This window comes from Micromonospora sp. CNZ280 (assembly GCF_011759515.1).
The window spans coordinates 634,042-651,788 of the sequence record NZ_JAAOYP010000003.1 but is presented as its reverse complement, the minus strand read 5'-3'; the positions used below and the strand labels follow the sequence as shown (position 1 = coordinate 651,788).

18 protein-coding genes and 1 pseudogene are annotated in these 17,747 nt (G+C 75.2%); 11 read left to right on the top strand and 8 right to left on the bottom strand.

Annotation, left to right across the window (positions count from 1 at the left end; all coding sequences use genetic code 11):
* The first annotated feature begins 37 nt into the window (after positions 1–37).
* From FHX32_RS24755 to FHX32_RS24730, 7 genes and pseudogenes are all read left to right on the top strand, one after another.
* Positions 38–538, top strand: a complete 501-nt coding sequence (locus FHX32_RS24755) for a DUF456 domain-containing protein (protein ID WP_167187858.1) — start codon at positions 38–40, stop codon at positions 536–538.
* Positions 539–1,288: 750 nt separating this feature from the next.
* Entirely contained in the window at positions 1,289–2,653 is a 1,365-nt protein-coding gene (locus tag FHX32_RS24750) for a glutamine synthetase family protein (RefSeq protein WP_167187853.1), read from the top strand.
* Between the two features lie 110 nt (positions 2,654–2,763).
* Entirely contained in the window at positions 2,764–4,119 is a 1,356-nt protein-coding gene (locus tag FHX32_RS24745; protein WP_167187850.1) for an aldehyde dehydrogenase family protein, read from the top strand.
* A 95-nt stretch (positions 4,120–4,214) separates the two neighbouring features.
* The gene (locus FHX32_RS24740) at positions 4,215–4,982 is read left to right on the top strand and encodes a 3-oxoacyl-ACP reductase (protein ID WP_167187847.1); all 768 of its coding nucleotides are present in this window, start codon (positions 4,215–4,217) and stop codon (positions 4,980–4,982) included.
* Between the two features lie 70 nt (positions 4,983–5,052).
* Positions 5,053–5,166: pseudogene (locus FHX32_RS35415) on the top strand (gamma-glutamyl-gamma-aminobutyrate hydrolase family protein); the annotation flags it as partial.
* 107 nt (positions 5,167–5,273) lie between these two features.
* Positions 5,274–5,405, top strand: a complete 132-nt coding sequence (locus tag FHX32_RS35410) for a hypothetical protein (protein WP_486481354.1) — start codon at positions 5,274–5,276, stop codon at positions 5,403–5,405.
* A gap of 376 nt (positions 5,406–5,781) precedes the next feature.
* A complete protein-coding gene (locus FHX32_RS24730) occupies positions 5,782–7,296 on the top strand; it encodes an ATP-binding SpoIIE family protein phosphatase (protein ID WP_486481347.1) in 1,515 nt (504 codons plus the stop codon).
* Positions 7,297–7,320: 24 nt separating this feature from the next.
* On the opposite strand, the gene FHX32_RS24725 is transcribed toward FHX32_RS24730, so the two are convergent.
* Entirely contained in the window at positions 7,321–7,635 is a 315-nt protein-coding gene (locus FHX32_RS24725; RefSeq protein ID WP_167187844.1) for an STAS domain-containing protein, read from the bottom strand.
* Positions 7,636–7,731: 96 nt separating this feature from the next.
* Here FHX32_RS24725 and map point away from each other — a divergent pair, with 96 nt between their 5' ends.
* Complete coding sequence (map, locus tag FHX32_RS24720) at positions 7,732–8,589, top strand: type I methionyl aminopeptidase (RefSeq protein WP_167187842.1); 858 nt, start codon at positions 7,732–7,734, stop codon at positions 8,587–8,589.
* Complete coding sequence (locus tag FHX32_RS24715; RefSeq protein ID WP_167187839.1) at positions 8,586–9,302, top strand: VIT1/CCC1 transporter family protein; 717 nt, start codon at positions 8,586–8,588, stop codon at positions 9,300–9,302. Before map ends, FHX32_RS24715 begins: the two co-directional genes overlap by 4 nt.
* A 109-nt stretch (positions 9,303–9,411) precedes the next feature.
* Here the strand turns inward: FHX32_RS24715 and FHX32_RS24710 are convergent, their stop codons facing one another.
* From FHX32_RS24710 to FHX32_RS24680, 7 genes are all read right to left on the bottom strand, one after another.
* The gene (locus FHX32_RS24710; protein ID WP_486481302.1) at positions 9,412–10,149 is read right to left on the bottom strand and encodes a nucleotidyltransferase domain-containing protein; all 738 of its coding nucleotides are present in this window, start codon (positions 10,147–10,149) and stop codon (positions 9,412–9,414) included.
* A 57-nt stretch (positions 10,150–10,206) separates the two neighbouring features.
* A complete protein-coding gene (locus FHX32_RS24705) occupies positions 10,207–10,707 on the bottom strand; it encodes a nitroreductase/quinone reductase family protein (RefSeq protein ID WP_167187837.1) in 501 nt (166 codons plus the stop codon).
* 60 nt (positions 10,708–10,767) lie between these two features.
* Complete coding sequence (locus FHX32_RS24700; protein ID WP_167187834.1) at positions 10,768–13,476, bottom strand: FtsX-like permease family protein; 2,709 nt, start codon at positions 13,474–13,476, stop codon at positions 10,768–10,770.
* On the bottom strand, positions 13,473–14,237 hold the full coding sequence (locus tag FHX32_RS24695) for an ABC transporter ATP-binding protein (protein ID WP_486481301.1): 765 nt from the start codon (positions 14,235–14,237) through the stop codon (positions 13,473–13,475). The genes FHX32_RS24700 and FHX32_RS24695 overlap by 4 nt, the downstream gene beginning before the upstream one ends.
* Positions 14,234–14,815 carry a PadR family transcriptional regulator gene (locus FHX32_RS24690; protein WP_167187831.1) on the bottom strand — a complete coding sequence of 194 codons (582 nt, stop codon included), beginning with the start codon at positions 14,813–14,815 and terminating at the stop codon, positions 14,234–14,236. The genes FHX32_RS24695 and FHX32_RS24690 overlap by 4 nt, the downstream gene beginning before the upstream one ends.
* Positions 14,816–14,881: 66 nt before the next feature.
* The gene (locus FHX32_RS24685) at positions 14,882–15,331 is read right to left on the bottom strand and encodes a ferritin-like domain-containing protein (RefSeq protein ID WP_167187828.1); all 450 of its coding nucleotides are present in this window, start codon (positions 15,329–15,331) and stop codon (positions 14,882–14,884) included.
* Positions 15,328–15,777 (bottom strand): hypothetical protein, encoded by a 450-nt coding sequence (locus tag FHX32_RS24680; RefSeq protein WP_167187825.1) that lies wholly within the window; start codon positions 15,775–15,777, stop codon positions 15,328–15,330. Before FHX32_RS24680 ends, FHX32_RS24685 begins: the two co-directional genes overlap by 4 nt.
* Before the next feature lie 229 nt (positions 15,778–16,006).
* Here FHX32_RS24680 and rimP point away from each other — a divergent pair, with 229 nt between their 5' ends.
* Complete coding sequence (rimP, locus tag FHX32_RS24675; protein ID WP_167187822.1) at positions 16,007–16,705, top strand: ribosome maturation factor RimP; 699 nt, start codon at positions 16,007–16,009, stop codon at positions 16,703–16,705.
* On the top strand, positions 16,702–17,745 hold the full coding sequence (nusA, locus tag FHX32_RS24670) for a transcription termination factor NusA (protein WP_167187819.1): 1,044 nt from the start codon (positions 16,702–16,704) through the stop codon (positions 17,743–17,745). Before rimP ends, nusA begins: the two co-directional genes overlap by 4 nt.
* Positions 17,746–17,747: the final 2 nt, after the last annotated feature.

Sequence of the window (17,747 nt, the reverse complement as noted above, 5' to 3'; positions counted from 1 at the left end):
TTGCGAGCCCCGCAGTCGCGAACGGAAGGCGGGTCCCATGAGTGTGACCGACTCGCAGGCGGCCGTCTCGGTGCTCGCCGCGCTGGCGATCCTGGCCGGGCTGGCCGGGGTGGTGGTGCCCGGGCTGCCGGCGCTGCCGCTGTGCTGGGGCGGGGTGCTGGTCTGGGCGCTCTTCGGCGGGGCAGGCGGTGGCCGCTGGCTGGTGCTCGCCGCCGCCACCGTGGTCGCCCTCGGCGGCACGGTGGTCAAGTACGCCTGGCCGGGGCGGAACCTGAAGCGCACCGGGGTACCCACCTCGTCGCTGCTCGCCGGCGGGCTGCTGGGGTTGGTCGGCTTCTTCGTCGTCCCGGTGGTCGGGCTGGTGCTCGGCTTCGTCGGCGGGGTGTGGGCGGCGGAACGGTTGCGCCTGGGCGACTCGCGGCTGGCCTGGCCGGCGACGAAGCAGGCCGTGGCGGCGGCCGGGCTGGCCATGCTGGTCGAGTTCCTCGCCGGCCTGCTCATCGCCGCGCTCTGGGTCGCCGGGCTGCTGCTGACCTGACGGCGGGCGGATCCCGGGCCGGGATCCTGCTCGAACCTTGTTCTGGTGGCCCCCAACCGCCGACGAGGGCCCTACTTGCCGGGTGCAGCGCGATCTTGCGCGCCCCCCCGGATCCACCACCCCCACCAGAGAACCGACTCCCCCGGGCCGGGCCCGCACCGAGGCGGACACCTCGGTGATCAAGGGGTTTGCGTCAGGATCGGGGCGAATCCCTGACGCAAACCCCTTGATCAACCTGGCTGGGTGGGAGGAGGGGGCGGGATGTGAGGGGTTGTCGGGGGCGGCGGCGCGGGGCGGGTGTCGGGTACGGCGCACCGCCGTACGGTGAGAGAGAGGTGACGTGCCCCGCGCCGCCGCGGTGCCGGGGCGGTCCGAGCGCCCGGCGCCGGCCCGTCGCGATCGGGCCTGGTCACGAGGTCAAGGATGCGCCCCGGCGGCCCGGGGCGGCAACGGAATTAGCCCGGCCGACGGTGACATTTCCACCGGTGACGTATTGACCGCCTTAATCGGCGGGACGACACTTTGCCCACTCGCACCGGGCGATCGCGGTGGGCGGGGTGCTGCTGGTGGCGGTCTGGTGGTACGCCTCGGCCCGGCGGTGGTCCGCCGGCCCGGTGCGTACCGTCGACCTGCCGGCGCCCCGGACCGCCGGCGGACGGCGAGCGGGTGGACGGCGGCCGGGCCGACGGGCCGGCGGGCATTGACGGTGATCGTGTACTGCCGGTAGACCTTGGTGATGGAGGCCCGCGGATGAGGAGAGCGCCGCTCACATTGGAACAACTGCGGGTCGCCGTCGCCGAGCACGAGATCGACACGGTGGTGCTGGCCCTGGTCGACATGCAGGGCCGGTTGCAGGGCAAGCGGTTCCACGCGCCCTACTTCCTGGACCAGGTGGTCGCGTACGGCAGCGAGGGGTGCACCTACCTGCTCGCGGTCGACGTCGACATGAACACAGTGGACGGGTACGCCATGTCCGGCTGGGAGCGGGGCTACGGCGACTTCGCCATGCTGCCGGACTTCGACACGCTGCGCCGGGTGCCCTGGCAGCCGGGCAGCGCCCTGGTGCTGGCCGACCTGGCCTGGCTGGACGGAGCCGGCCCGGTGGTCGCCTCGCCCCGGCAGATCCTGCGCCGGCAGGTGGAGCGGCTCGCCGAGCACGGGCTGACCGCGTACGCCGGCACCGAGCTGGAGTTCGTGCTGTACCGCGACTCGTACGAGCAGGCGTGGCGGCGCGGCTACCGGGATCTCACCCCGGCCAACCAGTACAACGTGGACTATTCGCTGCTCGGCACCGCCCGGGTGGAGCCGCTGCTGCGCCGGATCCGGCGGGAGATGGCCGGCGCCGGGCTGACCCCGGAGAGCGCCAAGGGCGAGTGCAACCTCGGCCAGCACGAGATCGCCTTCCGCTACGACGAGGCGGTGGCCTGCGCCGACCACCACGTCATCTACAAGAACGGGGCGAAGGAGATCGCCGCCCAGGAGGGCATGTCGATCACCTTCATGGCCAAGCCGAACGCCCGCGAGGGCAACTCCTGCCACATCCACTTCTCGCTGCGCGACACCGCTGGCCGCTCGGCGATGCTCGGCGACGGTCCGGCGCACCTGTCGGTGACCGGGCAGCGGGTGCTGGCCGGGCTGCTGGCCACCATGCGGGAGTTCAGCCTCCTCTTCGCCCCGAACGTCAACTCCTACAAGCGCTACCAGCCCGGCTCGTTCGCCCCGACCGCGCTGCGCTGGGGCACCGACAACCGCACCTGCGCGCTGCGGCTGGTCGGCCACGGCCAGGGCATGCGGGTGGAGAACCGGGTGCCCGGGGCGGACGTGAACCCGTACCTGGCCATCGCGGCGCTGATCGCCGGGGCGGTGCACGGCATCGAACGGGAACTGCCGCTGGGCGAGGAGTGCACCGGCAACGCGTACGACGACCGGGCCGCCGAGCGGGTGCCCGGCACGCTGCGTGACGCCCTCACCCTCTGGGAGACCTCGTCCCTGGCCACCGAGGCGTTCGGCGCCGAGGTGGTCGCCCACTACGCCAACCACGCCCGGGTCGAGCTGACCGCCTTCGACGCCGCCGTCACCGACTGGGAACTCGTCCGTGGCTTCGAACGCCTCTGACCCGCCGCCCATCCCCGCGATCTTGCAGTTTCCGCCCGTGATACGTGGTGATGAGCGGCTTTTGTCGGGGCAGCAACTGCAAGATCGCGGGGACGAGGGAGGGTGGGCGCGTGAGTGAGGTGCGGAATCCGGCTACGGGGGAGGTTGTGGCCAGCGTCGGGGCGGCTTCGGTGGGTGAGGTCGACGCGGCGATCGGGCGGGCGGCGGGGGCTTTCGAGCGGTGGCGGGGGGTGGCGCCCGGGGAGCGGGCCCGGCTGCTGCGGCGGTTCGCCTCGGTGGTCGACACGCACCTGGAGGAGCTGGCCTGGCTGGAGGTGCGCAACTCGGGGCACACCATCGGCAACGCCCGGTGGGAGGCGGGCAACGTCCGGGACGTGCTCGACTACCACGCCGGCGCGCCGGAGCGGCTCACCGGCCGGCAGATCCCGGTGCCGGGCGGGCTGGACGTGACCTTCCACGAGCCGCTCGGCGTGGTCGGGGTGATCGTGCCGTGGAACTTCCCGATGCCGATCGCCGCGTGGGGCTTCGCGCCGGCGTTGGCGGCCGGCAACACGGTGGTGCTCAAGCCGGCCGAGCTGACCCCGCTGACCGCGCTGCGCCTGGCCGAGCTGGCCCGCGAGGCAGGGCTGCCCGAGGACGTGTTCACCGTGCTCCCCGGCGCCGGGTCGGTGGTCGGGGAGCGGTTCGTCACCCACCCGGCGGTCCGCAAGATCTGCTTCACCGGTTCCACCGAGGTCGGCACCCGGATCATGGCCGGCTGCGCCGCCCAGGTGAAGCGGGTCACCCTGGAGCTGGGCGGCAAGAGCGCCAACCTGGTCTTCGCCGACGCCGACCTGGAGCGGGCCGCCGCCACCGCCCCGTACGCGGTCTTCGCCAACGCCGGCCAGGACTGCTGCGCCCGGTCCCGGATCCTGGTCCAGCGCCCGGTGTACGACCGGTTCCTGGAACTGCTGGAACCGGCGGTGCGAGCCCTGCGGGTGGAGGACCCGGCCCGGGAGACCGCCGAGATGGGCCCGCTGATCTCCGCCGGCCAGCGGGACCGGGTCGCCGGCTACGTCGACGGCGCCCGGGTGGCGTTCACCGGCTCCTGCCCGCCGGGCTCCGGCTGGTGGTATCCCCCGACGGTGCTGCTCGCCGAGGCCCCCACCGACCGGCACTGGCGGGAGGAGATCTTCGGCCCGGTGGTCTCCGTACTGCCGTTCGACGACGAGGCAGACGCGATCCGACTCGCCAACGACACCGAGTACGGCCTCTCCGGCTCGATCTGGACCCGGGACGTCGGCCGGGCGGTGCGGGTGGCCCGGGCGGTGGAGTCCGGCAACCTCAGCGTCAACTCGCACTCCTCGGTGCGGTACTGGACCCCGTTCGGCGGCATGAAGCGCTCCGGCCTGGGCCGGGAACTCGGCCCGGACGCGCTGCACGCCTTCACCGACGTCAAGAACGTCTTCATCGCGACGGAGAGCTGAGCCGGCGGCCGGCCCGGGGACGGGTGCGGCCGGGCAGACGGACGGTAGGGCCGGCGGCGCGACGTCCGGCCGGACGAGCAGATGGGGGAGGACCAGTGCAGGGTCGGTTGCGGGACCGGGTGGCCGTGGTCACCGGGGCGGGCAGTGGGATCGGGCTGGCCACGGCGCGGCGGTTCGCCGCCGAGGGGGCCCGGGTGGTCTGCGTCGACATCGACGCCGAGGCGGGCAAGCGGGCCGCGGACGGGGTCCGCGGCGAGTTCGTCGGGGCGGACGTGGCCGACGAGACGGCCGTGCGGGACCTGTTCGACGGGGTGGCGGCGCGGCACGGCCGGGTGGACATCGCGTTCAACAACGCCGGCATCTCGCCGCCGGACGACGACTCGATCCTGACCACCGGAATCGAGGCCTGGGAACGGGTGCTGCGGGTCAACACCACGAGCGTCTACCTCTGCTGCAAGTACGCCATCCCGCACATGCGGCGGCAGGGCAAGGGCTCGATCATCAACACCGCCTCGTTCGTGGCGCTGATGGGGGCGGCCACCTCGCAGATCGCGTACACCGCGAGCAAGGGCGGGGTGCTGGCGATGACCCGGGAGCTGGGCGTGCAGTTCGCCCGGGAGGGCATCCGGGTCAACGCGCTCTGCCCCGGCCCGGTCGCCACCCCGCTGCTGCGGGAACTCTTCGCCGCCGACCCGGAGCGGGCCGCCCGCCGCCTGGTGCACGTGCCGATGGGTCGGTTCGGCGAACCGGAGGAGATCGCCGCCGCGGTGGCGTTCCTGGCCAGCGACGACGCCTCGTTCATGACCGCCGCCCAGTTCGTGGTCGACGGCGGCATCACCGGCGCGTACGTGACGCCGCTGTGATCCGGCCGCTGATCGGGGTCACCGCGTACGTCGAGCCGGCCAGCTGTGGGGTCTGGCGGGACGTCCGGCGGTGCTGGTCCCGCAGGCGTACGTCCGGGCGGTGACCGCGGTCGGCGGCCGGGCGCTGGTGCTGCCTCCGGACGACCTGGACGCCGACGTGGTGCGGGTGCTGGACGGGCTGGTGCTGGCCGGCGGAGCCGACGTCGACCCGGGCCGGTACGGCCAGCTGCCCGCGCCCCGGGTCGCCGACCCGGGCCGGCTGGCGGTCACCGGCTGGTCGGACGAGGGGTGGTGGAGGCGGTGCAGGACCCGGACCGTCCCCTCGTGCTGGACGTGCAGTGGCACCCGGCGAACTCCGCCGATCCCCGGCCGCTCACCGCGCTGGTCCGGGCCGCCGGTCGGCCCGCCGGCGCGCCGCGCTGACCGGCGGCCGAGCCACCCCCGACCGGCCCGCACCGGGTGGCCCGGGGCCGGACGCCCGCTGCGCGATGTGGACGGTGCCGAATTGTTACCGAGGTCACAGTGGGTCGGCGATCGGGTTGAGTCGGTCGGGGGTAAGTCCCGTCAACAGGACCGGAAGGCCTGCTGCCGCAGGCGTTCCGGGCGGCCCGCCCTCGGCGGGTCGCGGACGGTGCGGGCCGGTGCCGTCCCGCTGGCGGGTCACCACCGGCGGGGTGCCGGCCCGGTAACCAGCGTCCTCCGGCGGCGATGCGTTACCTTGCGGCTTCGCCGGGGTACTGGGCGGGGCACGGTCGGTCGATCACCGGCCGGGACGGGGATGGCCGGAGCGGGAGGCTGCATGAGCTCGGCCCTGGGGGGCGCGGACGAGGACCGACCCCTCGACGGTGCCGACGGCAGCTTTCCCGGGCCACTCGCCGCCGCCTTCACCAACGGCGGCGAGATGGGTCGGCGGCTGGCCTCCTTCGACTGGTCCACCCGCCGGCAGCTCGCGTACGAGCAGGAGCGGGCCCGGGCCGCGGAGCTGGCCGCCCTGGACCAGGCGGCGCGGGTGGTGGTGTCGGCCGGCGGGATCCGCTACGAGGCCGACGCGGCCGGCGTCACCCCGCCCGAGCCCTCGTTCACGCTGCCGCTCACCGGCACCACCGGCGAGGAACTGGGCGAGCCGCGGGTCTGGCGCGCGGCCGGGGACGGCGCGGACACCGACGAGGCCGCGCTCACCCAGCTCGCCCGGCTGGTCGGCGTGCGGCTGGAGAACGCCCAGCTCTACGAGGCCGAACACGGGATCGCCAGCACGTTGCAGCACAGCCTGCTGCCCCGCTCGCTGCCGCAGCTGCCCGGCGCCGTGGTCGCCAGCCGCTACCTGCCGGGCACCGCCGACGTGGAGGTCGGCGGCGACTGGTACGACGTGGTCGCGCTGGGCGACGACGAACTCGTCCTGGTGATCGGCGACGTGGTCGGCAAGGGGGTCCGGGCGGCCGCTTCCATGGGCCAGCTGCGCAACGCGCTGCGGGCGTACGTGCTGGAGGGTTTCGACCCCGGCGAGTCGCTGACCCGCCTCAACCGGCTCGTCGGCAGCACCGAGGGGCGCTCGTTCGCCACCGTGGTCTGCCTCTGGTTCAGTCCCCGAGCCGGCCGGCTCCGGTACGCCAGCGCCGGTCACCCGTCCCCGCTGCTGATCCGAGGCGACCAGGTGGCGTTCCTGCACGACCGGGCACTCGGGCCGCCCGTGGGCGCCATCCCCGGCACCTCCTACCGTACGGCGGAGGGGGAGTTGACCGCCGGCAGCCGGCTGCTGCTCTATACCGACGGTCTGATCGAGGACCGGCGGCTCGGCATCGACGAGGCGCTCGCCCGGCTGCGCGCGGACGCGGCGGAACGCGGTGAGCACGTGGCCGACCTGGTCGACACGGTGGTGCGGCGGGTCGCCGGGCGGCCCCGCCGGGACGACGTGGCGGTGCTCGCGCTGGAGGCCACCGAACTCAACCGGTTCGCGTTGCGGCTGCCGGCCGACCCGACCCGGCTGAGCGTGCTGCGCAAGCGGCTGGAGGACTTTCTGGTCGCCCACCGGGTCGGCGAGACGGACCTGTTCGACCTCACGGTGGCGGTCTCCGAGGCCGCGGCCAACGCCATCGAGCACCCGGTCGACCCGACCGAGGCGACGATCGGGGTCGAGGTGACCATCGAGGACCGCACCGTGGTGGCGACCATCCGGGACAGCGGCCGGTGGCGGGAGCCGACCGGGGCCGGCTTCCGCGGACGCGGGCTGTCGCTGATCAGGGCGCTGGGTGAGCTGACCGTCCACCGCACCACCGACGGGACGGAGCTGACGCTGCGCCGGCGGTTGCAGGACTGAGCCGGGCGGGCCCGGCGGGCGCGCTCAGGCGGAGCGCAGCCAGCTCTGGTCGCCCAGACCGGCGATCGCCAGCACCCGGTCGACCTGCCGGGAGGGCAGCACGGTGAGCGTGCCCGGGCACTGCTGGGCGAGCCGCACCAGCGCGTGGATCGCCGCCGAGTCGAAGAAGGTCACCGCGCGCAGGTCGAGCGTGAGCCGCTCGGCGGGCTCGCGCAGCGCGGTCTGCAGCATGGTGTCGGCGGTGGCCATGTCGACCTCGCCGGCGACCACGACGCGGAGGTGATCACCGTCGATCTCGGCGCTCGCCGAGAAGACGGGAGGAATGCCCCCTTGATCCACGCGAAACACGATGGCACAGGCGGCCTGGCTGGGCAACCGTCAGCACGGGGTGGGCGGTGGCGCGGCCCACCCCGGCCACGGCGATAGGCTTGCGTCATGACCGTCCGTGCGCCGCTGACCCCAGGCACGCTCTCCCCGTGGCGGCAGGTGCCCGCCCACATTCCCCGCCCGGAGTACGTGGGCAAGAAGCGCCCGCTCCAGTGGCGTGGCTCGCACGTGCAGACGCCGGAGACGATCGAGAAGATGCGGATCGCCGGCCGGCTCGCCGCCCAGGCCACCCAGCTCGCCGGGGAGCACTGCAAGCCGGGCGTCACCACCGACGAGATCGACCGGGTGGTGCACGAGTTCCTCTGCGACCACGGGGCCTACCCGTCGACGCTGGGCTACAAGGGCTTCCCGAAGTCCTGCTGCACCAGCCTCAACGAGGTCATCTGCCACGGCATCCCGGACTCGACAGTGCTGGAGGACGGCGACATCATCAACGTCGACGTCACCGCGTACATCAACGGGGTACACGGCGACACCGATGCCACCTTCTGCGTCGGCGAGGTCAGCGAGGAGGCCCGGCTGCTGGTCGAGCGGACCCACGAGGCGATGATGCGGGGCATCCGCGCGGTCGCCCCGGGCCGGCAGATCAACGTGATCGGCCGGGTCATCGAGTCGTACGCGAAGCGCTTCGGCTACGGCGTGGTCCGCGACTTCACCGGTCACGGCATCGGGGAGTCCTTCCACAGCGGGCTCTACGTGCCGCACTACGACAGCCCGCGCCCCACCGACGTGATGGAGCCCGGGATGACCTTCACCATCGAGCCGATGATCACCCTCGGCACCCACCAGTACGACATGTGGGACGACGGCTGGACCGTGGTCACCAAGGACCGCAGGTGGACGGCCCAGTTCGAGCACACCATCGTGGTGACCGAGGACGGCCACGAGATCCTGACCCTGCCATGACCGAGACCCCGGCCGCCCTGCGCGAGGCACACCACGCGGACGTGTCCGGTGGCTGGCTGCGTCCCGCCGTGTTCGGCGCGATGGACGGCCTGGTCACCAACATCGCCCTGATAGCGGGCGTCGGCGGCGGCGGGGTGTCGCCGCGCAGCATCGTGCTGACCGGCACCGCCGGCCTGGTGGCCGGCGCCATCTCGATGGGGCTGGGTGAGTACACCAGCGTCCGCTCCGCCAACGAGCAGGTCGCCGCCGAGGTCGCCAAGGAACGGCGGGAACTGGAACGCCACCCCGAGGCGGAGGCCCGCGAACTGGCCGACGCCTGGGTGGCCCGGGGCCTGCCCCGCGACCTCGCCACGCAGGTCGCCGAGGCGGTCCGGCGAAACCCGGAGGAGGCGCTGCGGGTGCACGTCCGGGAGGAGTTGGGCGTCGACCCCGACGACCAGCCCAGCCCGTGGGCGGCGGCGATCTCGTCGTTCCTGTTCTTCTCCGTCGGCGCCCTGGTGCCGCTGCTGACCTACCTGGTCGGCTTCACCAACCTCTGGCTGGCGCTCGGGGTGGGTGGCCTCGGGCTCTTCGGGGCCGGCGCGGTGGTGGCCCGGTTCACCAACCGGGCCTGGTGGTCCAGCGGCCTGCGCCAGCTGCTGCTGGGCGCCGCCGCCGCCGCGGCCACCTACCTGATCGGCGCCCTGATCGGCGTCCAGGGCGGCCTCGGCTGATCCGCCTCCCCGCCGTCGGCGGGGCGCACTTGCACCGAATGAGTGGCCATCCGCGCGGGAATGGCCACTCGATCAGTGAATGAGGGTGATCCGGCGGGCGGGGCGCGGGTCAGCCGTCGAGCAGGTCGTCGACGGTGCCGTCGACCGGGCGGCCACGGGCGGCGAGTTCTTCGGCCTGCCGGGCGAGCACGGCGCCCACCTCGGTCATGTCCGCGCCGGCCAGGCCGGTCCGCCGTACCGCGTCACCCGGGTCGCGGAAATAGGTGCGGCTGAGCAGCCCACTCACGCTCGCCGCCGCGAGGCGCGCCTCGCCGAGCATCAGCAGGGCCTGGTCCGTCTCGTACCACTCTGCCAGCCGGGCGGCCCGGGCGTGCGCCGCGCTGCCCCGGTACCAGGCCCGGCGGGCGGCGGTGCTGAACTCGGCGGGCCGGGCCCGGGCCAGCCGGCCCAGGTGCTCGTCGCGCAGCGTGCGCAGCCAGCCGGTCGGGTCGTGCAGCGGCCGGGTGGTGACGAACCGGTCGGCGGTCAGTGGCCACAGCGAAGTGATCGTGCGGGCCCGAGCCAGGTGGTCCTCCGCGCCGGCCACGGTCAGGTCGACCAGCACGCCGTTTACCCGGCGGGTGGCCGCCGGCGGCCCGGCCCCGGGCCGGTAGGTGACCACCAGCAGTCCGAGTTCGGCGTCCCCGCCGCCGTCGTCGTCGCCGTGGGCCAGCGGGCCGTGCACCGCCACGGCCAGCACGTCGGCCGGAAACCGCCGCCGGACCGCGTCGGCCACCCGCTCGGCCACCGGCCACCGTGGATCGCCCAGGTACCCGTCCGTCCCGGCGTTCGCGGTGCTCGCGTCCACGCCGATCACCCCTGCCTCGTGCGGAGTGCCGCCCGTCGGCCGGGCGCCGGGTCCACCCTAGTCAGGCTCAGCCGGGGTGGCGGGCGCGCCGCGCCCGGTGGGCACCAGCCGGAAGACGCGGATCTCCCGGCCGCCGGCCCGCTGGACGTACGCCCGGTAGGCCGGCCATTCGGTGACCAGCAGCCGCCAGAGCCGCTCCCGTTCGGCGCCGGTGGCCACCTCGGCGCGCACCGGGATCCGGCGGCCCTTGACGGCCACCTCGGCGGCCGGGTCGGCGAGCAGGTTCAGCGACCAGCCGGGCTGGTGCTGCTGGCCCCAGTTCGAGCCGACGACCACGTACGCGTCGCCGTCGGGCACGTAGAGCAGCGGGTTGCTGCGCGGCTTGCCGGAGCGGCGGCCGGTGGTGGTGATGACCAGCGACGGGATGAGGCCGAGGGCGACCACCCGCCCCCGGGTGAGCCGACCGACCAACCGGTCGGCGGGTACGAGCAGGCGGGCGGCGGCACCGAACCAGCGGTGGTGGCCGACCCGGCGGGTGAGGGATCCCAGTACGGGCACGGTGCCCAGTGTGCCGGCTGGCGGCCGTTCACGGCACCCCCGGAAACCGGCACCCGGTGCTCAGTCCAGCCGGCGCTCCACCGGCAGCCGGGACCGGGTGAACAGGCCCGCGCCGAGCATCGCGACCAGCGGCACCAGCACCAGTACGCCGAGGACGGTCCACGGCACCACCACCGGGTACGGCTCCGACACCGGCCAGGTCGAGGCGTACCGACGGTTGGTGGCGGCCAGGATGATCAGGGCGGTGCCGAGCCCGGCGACGATGCCGAGCGCGGAGCCGAGCACGGCGATCACCCCGGCCTGGCAGAGCGACAGCAGCCGGCGTACCCCCGGACCGGCGCCGACCGCCGCCAGGGTGGACAGGTCCCGGCGGCCCTCGGCCGCGGCGAGCCCGGTGGCGATGCCCGCGGCCCCCACGGTGACCACCCCGGACGCCGCCGCCAGCAGGAGCAGCAGCGGGCGCGCGCTGTCCTGCCGGCCGCGCTCGATCTCCACCTGCAGGCCGAGCGGCCGCAGCGCGGCGACGAAGCGGTCCTGCCGGCGCTGGTCCGGCACCCCGCCGACCGCCCAGCCGGCGGGCCGGCCGACCAGCCCGAGCCGGTCGGCCGCGGGCGCCGAGAGCAGCAGCCGGTCGATGCCGATCCCGGTGCGCAGCGCGTAGCCGGGCAGGTCGGCGATGGCCCGCACCGGGTCCGGATCGTCGCCGAAGTGGCGGACCAGCACCCGTACCCGGTCGTCGACCAGGTAGCGCGGGTCGGTCACCACCACCCCACCGGCGCGCAGCACGGCGGCCGCCGCCGCCACGTCGGCCGGCTCGGCGCCGGTGAGGATCGGCAGCGCGCTCCCGTCGTCCACCACGATCTCGAAGTAGTCGCCGTACCGGCCCGCCGCCGCGTCCCGGCAGCGGGCGTCGGCCAGGGCCCGGCGCCGCTCGGCGGCGGAGAGGCCGGGGCCGGGCGGCCACGGGCAGGCCCCCTCCGGTGGCAGCACCGGGCTGACCGCGCAGGAGTCGACCGCGGGTCGGCAGTCCGCCCGGTTCAGCGGCGCGACGTCGGCGGCGCCGAGATGGGCGCGGGCCGCCGCGGCGACCCGGGCCCGCGTCCCGGCGTCCTCGGCACCCTCCGGGCGGGCGGGGCTGACCAGCACGTTGCCGTACGGCAGGGTCGGCTCGTACATCCGGTCGGCGCGGGCCTCGTCGCTGGCCAGGTAGACGCCGAGGGCGACGCTGCCGGCGACCGCGGCCATCACCGCGGAGATGGCCGGCGCGGTGGAGGACCGGTTGCGGCTGGCGTCGCGCAGCGCGATCCGCGGGGCCAGCGGCAGCACCCGGCCGAGCCGGGCGAGCAGCCCGACCAGCGTCGGCGTGGCGAAGACCAGTCCCAGTTCGCCGACGACCAGCCCGGCCAGGGTGACGCTCGGCGTGCTCCCGGCCGCACCGGCGGCGGCCACCGCGGCGCCCCCGGCGACCAGCAGCAACCCGACGGCCAGCCACCGCCGCCGGTGCCCCGGGGCGGTGCGCCGGCCGGCCAGCCCGGCGACCACGTCCTGCCGGGCCGCCGTCCAGGCCGGCGTCAGCGCGGCGAGCACCCCGGCCAGCACCGCCACCGCGGCGATCGCCAGCAGCGCCGCCGGCCAGCAGCGGTACCCGCCGAAGCGCGCCCCGAACAGGTACTCCTCCACCAAGGGCCGGCCGGCGAACGCGACCGCGACCCCGAGCACCACCCCGGCGGCGGCCCCGACGGCGCCCAGCACCACCCCGTCGGCCAGCACGATCCGGCGGAGCTGGGCGGCGTCCCCGCCGGCCACCGCGACCAGCGCGAGGTCCCGCCGCCGGCGCCGTACGCCGACCGCGAAGGCCGGCCCGACCAGGAGCACGACCTCCAGCAGCCCCAGCCCGCCGACCAGCACCATGGTGCTCATCTGCTCGGCGTCGACCGCCGGGGAGCGGCTCGGTACGAAGACGGCGCCCTCGGCCGGCGGAGGGGCCGGGGCGCGCCCGGTCACCACGACGCCGTGCGCGTTGAGCCGGCGGACCAGGTCGCCGTCGAGCCCCGCGGGCAGGTCGACCAGGAAGGTGTTGTCCGGCTGCCCCGCCGCCGGTCCGGGGGCGGCGGCTGGGTGCAGCGCCGCCACCGGGCGCAGTTCCTCGGGGAACTCGACCACGCCGACGACCCGGTAACTGGCCGAGCCGTCGGCGGTGGTGACCGTGTCACCGGGGCGGACGTGCAGGCGGCGCAGCGCCGCCGGGTTCAACGCGATCTCACCGGCCCCGGCGGGCGGGCGGCCGGCGAGCATCCGGGCCAGCCCCGCGCCGAGCGGATCGGTGAGGTCGACCATCCGGCCGGAGAACGCCTGGTCCCGGTCGCCGATCCGGAACGGGATCGGCACCCACCGGCGCACCTCCAGGACCCGGCTGCCGGCCGGTAGCAACCCGCCGACCTGCTCCGCGCTGACCGGCGTGGGCTGGACCGGCTCGCTCTCGTGGCTCCAGCCCTCCCCCCAGGCACTCTGCGCCACCGGGCCCCGGGCAACCCAGCGCAGCTCCGCGTCGGCGGTACCGAGCTGGCGGTCGACCTGCTCGGCGGGGGTCAGCTCGGACATGTCGTAGCTGGCGGCGGCGAAGCTCAGCGCCAGCACCGGCAGGGTGATCATCGCGAGCACCAGCGCGGTACGGCCCCGGGCCCGGCGGGCCTCCCGCCGGGCGATGCGCAGCGCCGCCCGCCAGGACCCGACAGCCCCGGCGAGCCGCGCGGCGCGGCCCGGGCTCACCGCCCGCTGCCGCTCAGCAGCTGCTCGACACCGACCAGCGGAGCGGTGGTGTCGACCAGCACCCCGTCACGCAGGAACACCACCCGGTCGGCCCAGCCGGCGTGGCGCGCCTCATGGGTGACCAGTACCCCGGCCGCGCCCGCGTCCACCCGCCGGCGCAGCAGGTGCAGCACCGCCTCGCCGGTCTGCGAGTCGAGCGCGCCGGTCGGCTCGTCGGCCAGCACCAGCCGGCGCTCGCCGACCAGCGCCCGGGCGATCGCGACCCGCTGCTGCTGGCCGCCGGAGAGCTGGTCCGGGAAGCGGTCGCCCAGCTCCGGCAGGCCCACCTCGGCGAGCGCGTCCGCGGCCAGCCGGCGGGCCCGCCGTACGCCGGCGCCGTCGAGTTCGAGCGGCAGCGCCACGTTCTCCACCGCGGTGAGGCTGCCGAGCAGGTTGAGGTCCTGGAAGATGTAGCCGATCCGGCGCCGGCGCAGCTGCGCCAGCCGCCGCCGGTCCAGCTCGTCCAGCGGCTGGCCCTCGACCCGCACCTTGCCGGCGGTCGGGCTGTCCAGCCCGCCGGCGAGGGCCAGCAGGGTCGACTTCCCGGAGCCGGACGGACCCATCACGGCGACCAGCTCGCCCGGCCGCACCGACAGGCTCACCCCGCGCAGGGCGTGCACGGCGGCCGGGCCGGTGCCGTGGGTGCGGTGCACGTCGCGCAGGTCGAGCACGGCGTCGTCGGTCGCGCTGCGCGGGCCGTCCGGTCCGTCGTCGGTGCTCACCGGCGCGCCTCCTCGTCGGTCCGGTCCACCGCCCCGGAGGTGGCGGCCGGCCCCCCGGCGGGTGGCCGGAACCGGACCAGGCTGGTCTCGCAGTGGTCCAGCCAGCGCACCTCCGCCTCGGCCTGGAACACCATCGCGTCCAGCACCAGCCGCCACGGCAGGTCCTCGGGCCGGTCGCTGGCGTACTTCAACCGGGTCAACTCCTGCAGGGTGCGCATGGTCGCGCTGCGCTGGTTCTGCACCACCGACCGGACGTCCACCCCCGGAGTGGTGAGCGCCAGGGCGAGCTTGATCGCCAGTTCGTCCCGGGGGCGGTCGGTCCGGCTGATCGGGGTGGCGAACCAGAGCGCCAGGTCCGCCCGCCCGGCGTCGGTGATCTCGTACGGGCGCTGCCCGGCCTCGCTCTCCGGCAGCGACCGGACCAGCCCGTCCCGTTCCAGCCGGGACAGGGTGGTGTAGACCTGCCCGATGTTCAGCGGCCAGGTCGAGCCGGTCGACTCCTCGAACGCGGCGCGTAGCTGGTAGCCGTACATCTGGCCGCGTTCGAGCAGGGCGAGCAGGCCGTGACGGATGGACATGGCAACGGAGTATGCATACCTGGTATGTCACCCGCAACCGGAGACGCGACCCGCTGCGGCCCGGGTTCAGGCAGGTCGCCCGGGGAACGGCACGGTCAGCGGGGTGATCCCCGCGGTGCGCCGCCAGCGGGTGGCCCGCAGCGCGTACTCCACCAGGGCGGCCAGCGCCTGGTCCCGGTCGGCGCCGGTGGTGTGCGGCAGCGCCGCCCGCCAGAACGCCGCGGTCCGCTCCTCGACCTCCACCGCCAGCCGCAGCGCGCTGGCCCGGTCGGTCACCGGGAACGGCAGCGCGTAGCCGGCCCGGTCCGCCGGGACCGTGCCACCGGTGGTGCTCAACCGCAGCACCAGGGTGTCCCGCCGGCGCCGGTGGGCGGCCTCGGCGTCCCGGGCGGCCGTCCGGGCGGTCCCGCTGAGCCGTACTCCGATCGGGCCGTAGGCCCAGATGGCCGCGTATTCGGCGGTGAGCGCGTCGGCGAGGGCGGCGGGCGGCCCGGCCGGGGTGGTCGGCTGCGTCACTTGAGTGCCTCCACGTGGGTGGCCCGGGCGGCGGCGATCGAGCCGAGCAGCGCGGCCCGCTCGGCCGGCGCCGCCGCGCAGGCCCTCGTCGCGGTCTCCCGGGCGGCGCGTTCGGCCTCGCGCAGCGCGGCGAGGGCGGCGTCCGGGTCGGGTGCGGCCGGGGCGGACGGGGTCGGCGCGGGCGCCGACGGCAGCGGCGTGCCGACCACCCGGGCGAGTTCGGCCGCGTGCGCCTGGTGCGACTCGGCGATCGGGGTGAGCCGGTCGGCCAGCGTCGGGTGGGCGCCGGCGGCCGCCCGGAGCCCGGCGGCCAGCCGGAGCGCCTCGTCGACCAGCGGCGCGAGCGGGTCGGGCCCGGGGGCCGGGTCGTCGCGGTCGAAAAGATCACAGCCGGTCAGCGGCGCGGCCGCGCCACCGAGGGCCAGCAGGGCACCGGCCCGCAGCACCGTTCGCCGGGAATGCCCGGATCGCTGACTGTGTTGTGTCGTTCTGCCCGTCGCCACCGGACAAGTCAACACCATCCGTGGCGGTACGTGGGCCAGCGGCGTCGGTGCGCCGCCCGGTCCGGGACGGCATCGGCGCGTTACGCTCTGCGCAGCCACCGGCGCGTCCGCCCGGTGGCGTGCCGGCATGGCGGCAGATCGCCGCCGCCGCTCCAAAAGAAGGGTGCGCCAGATGACGCAGCGTGGCCGAGCCACCCGGTCGACGGGGCCGACGGGACGACCCCGCCGGGCCGACGGCCCGCGTGGCGTCGAGCGCGCCGGCGCCCCCCGGGGTGACCTGGCCGCCCGGCGCGCCCGGTTGCGCGAGGTCATCGAGCCGGTGGTCGGCGCGGCCGGCTACGACCTGGAGGATCTCAGCGTCTCCCGGGCCGGCCGGCGGCACGTGGTGCGGGTGATCGTCGACGCCGACGGCGGGATCAACCTGGACGCCGTCGCCGACGTCTCCCGGGCCGTCTCGGCGGCGCTGGACGCCGCGGAGGAGTCCGGCGGCGACCTGGTTGCCGGCGAGTACCAGCTGGAGGTCAGCTCGCCCGGCGTGGACCGGCCGCTGACCCAGCCGCGGCACTGGCGGCGCAACGTGGGCCGGTTGGTGAAGGTGACCGCCCGGGGCGGGCTGCCCGGGCAGCGCGGCGAGCGGCCCGCCGGTGACCGGCAGGTCACCGGCCGGGTGGTCGCGGCCGACGACGAGCGCGTGGTGCTGGAGACCGACGCCGGCCGCGCGGAGTGGACCTACGGCGACCTCGGCCCGGGCCGGGTGCAGGTCGAGTTCAGCCGCCTCGACGAGATCGAGGAGGCGGACGGGCTCGACGGGACAGACGACACCGACGACTTCGACGACGACGATGACGATGTGGAGGACGAGGAGAGGTGAACATCGACCTCGCGGCGCTGCGCGCACTGGAGCGCGAGCGGGAGATCCCGTTCGACACGATCCTCGCGGCGATCGAGACCGCGCTGCTGACCGCCTACCGGCACACCGAGGGCGCGGAACCGCACGCCCGGGTGGAGATCGACCGCAAGACCGGTGCCGCCCTGGTGTACGCCCAGGAACTGGACGACGAGGGCGGTGTGGCGCGGGAGTGGGACGACACCCCGCACGACTTCGGCCGGATCGCCGCCATGACGGCCAAGCAGGTGATCCTCCAGCGGCTGCGGGAGGCCACCGACGAGGTGCACTTCGGCGAGTACGTCGGGCGCGACGGCGACCTGGTCACCGGCGTGGTGCAGGCGCACGAGGCGCGGGCCGAGAAGGGCATCGTCAGCGTCGACCTGGGCAAGCTGGAGGGCGTCCTGCCGCAGTCCGAGCAGGTGCCCGGCGAGCGGTACGCGCACGGCGAGCGGATCCGCTGCGTGGTGGTGCACGTGGCCAAGGGGATGCGCGGTCCGCAGATCACGCTGTCCCGTTCCCACCCGGCCCTGGTGAAGAAGCTGTTCGCGCTGGAGGTCCCGGAGATCGCCGACGGCACCGTCGACATCGCGGCGATCGCACGTGAGGCAGGTCACCGTACGAAGATCGCGGTCCGCTCGACCGCCCCCGGGGTGAACGCCAAGGGCGCCTGCATCGGCCCGATGGGGCAGCGGGTCCGCGCGGTGATGAGCGAGCTGCACGGTGAGAAGATCGACATCATCGACTGGTCGGACGACCCGGCGACCTTCGTCGGCAACGCGTTGTCGCCGGCCAAGGCGCTGCGCGTCGAGGTGGTCGACCTGGCCAGCCGGACCGCCCGGGTCACCGTTCCGGACTTCCAGCTTTCGCTTGCGATTGGCCGGGAGGGGCAGAATGCCCGGCTCGCGGCCCGACTGACCGGTTGGCGGATCGACATCCGTTCCGACGCGGAGCGGTCGGCCGCACCGGGCCGGGGCGAAGCTGATCACGTACCCGAGCCGGGCGGCGCGATCTCGAGCAGCTAGGG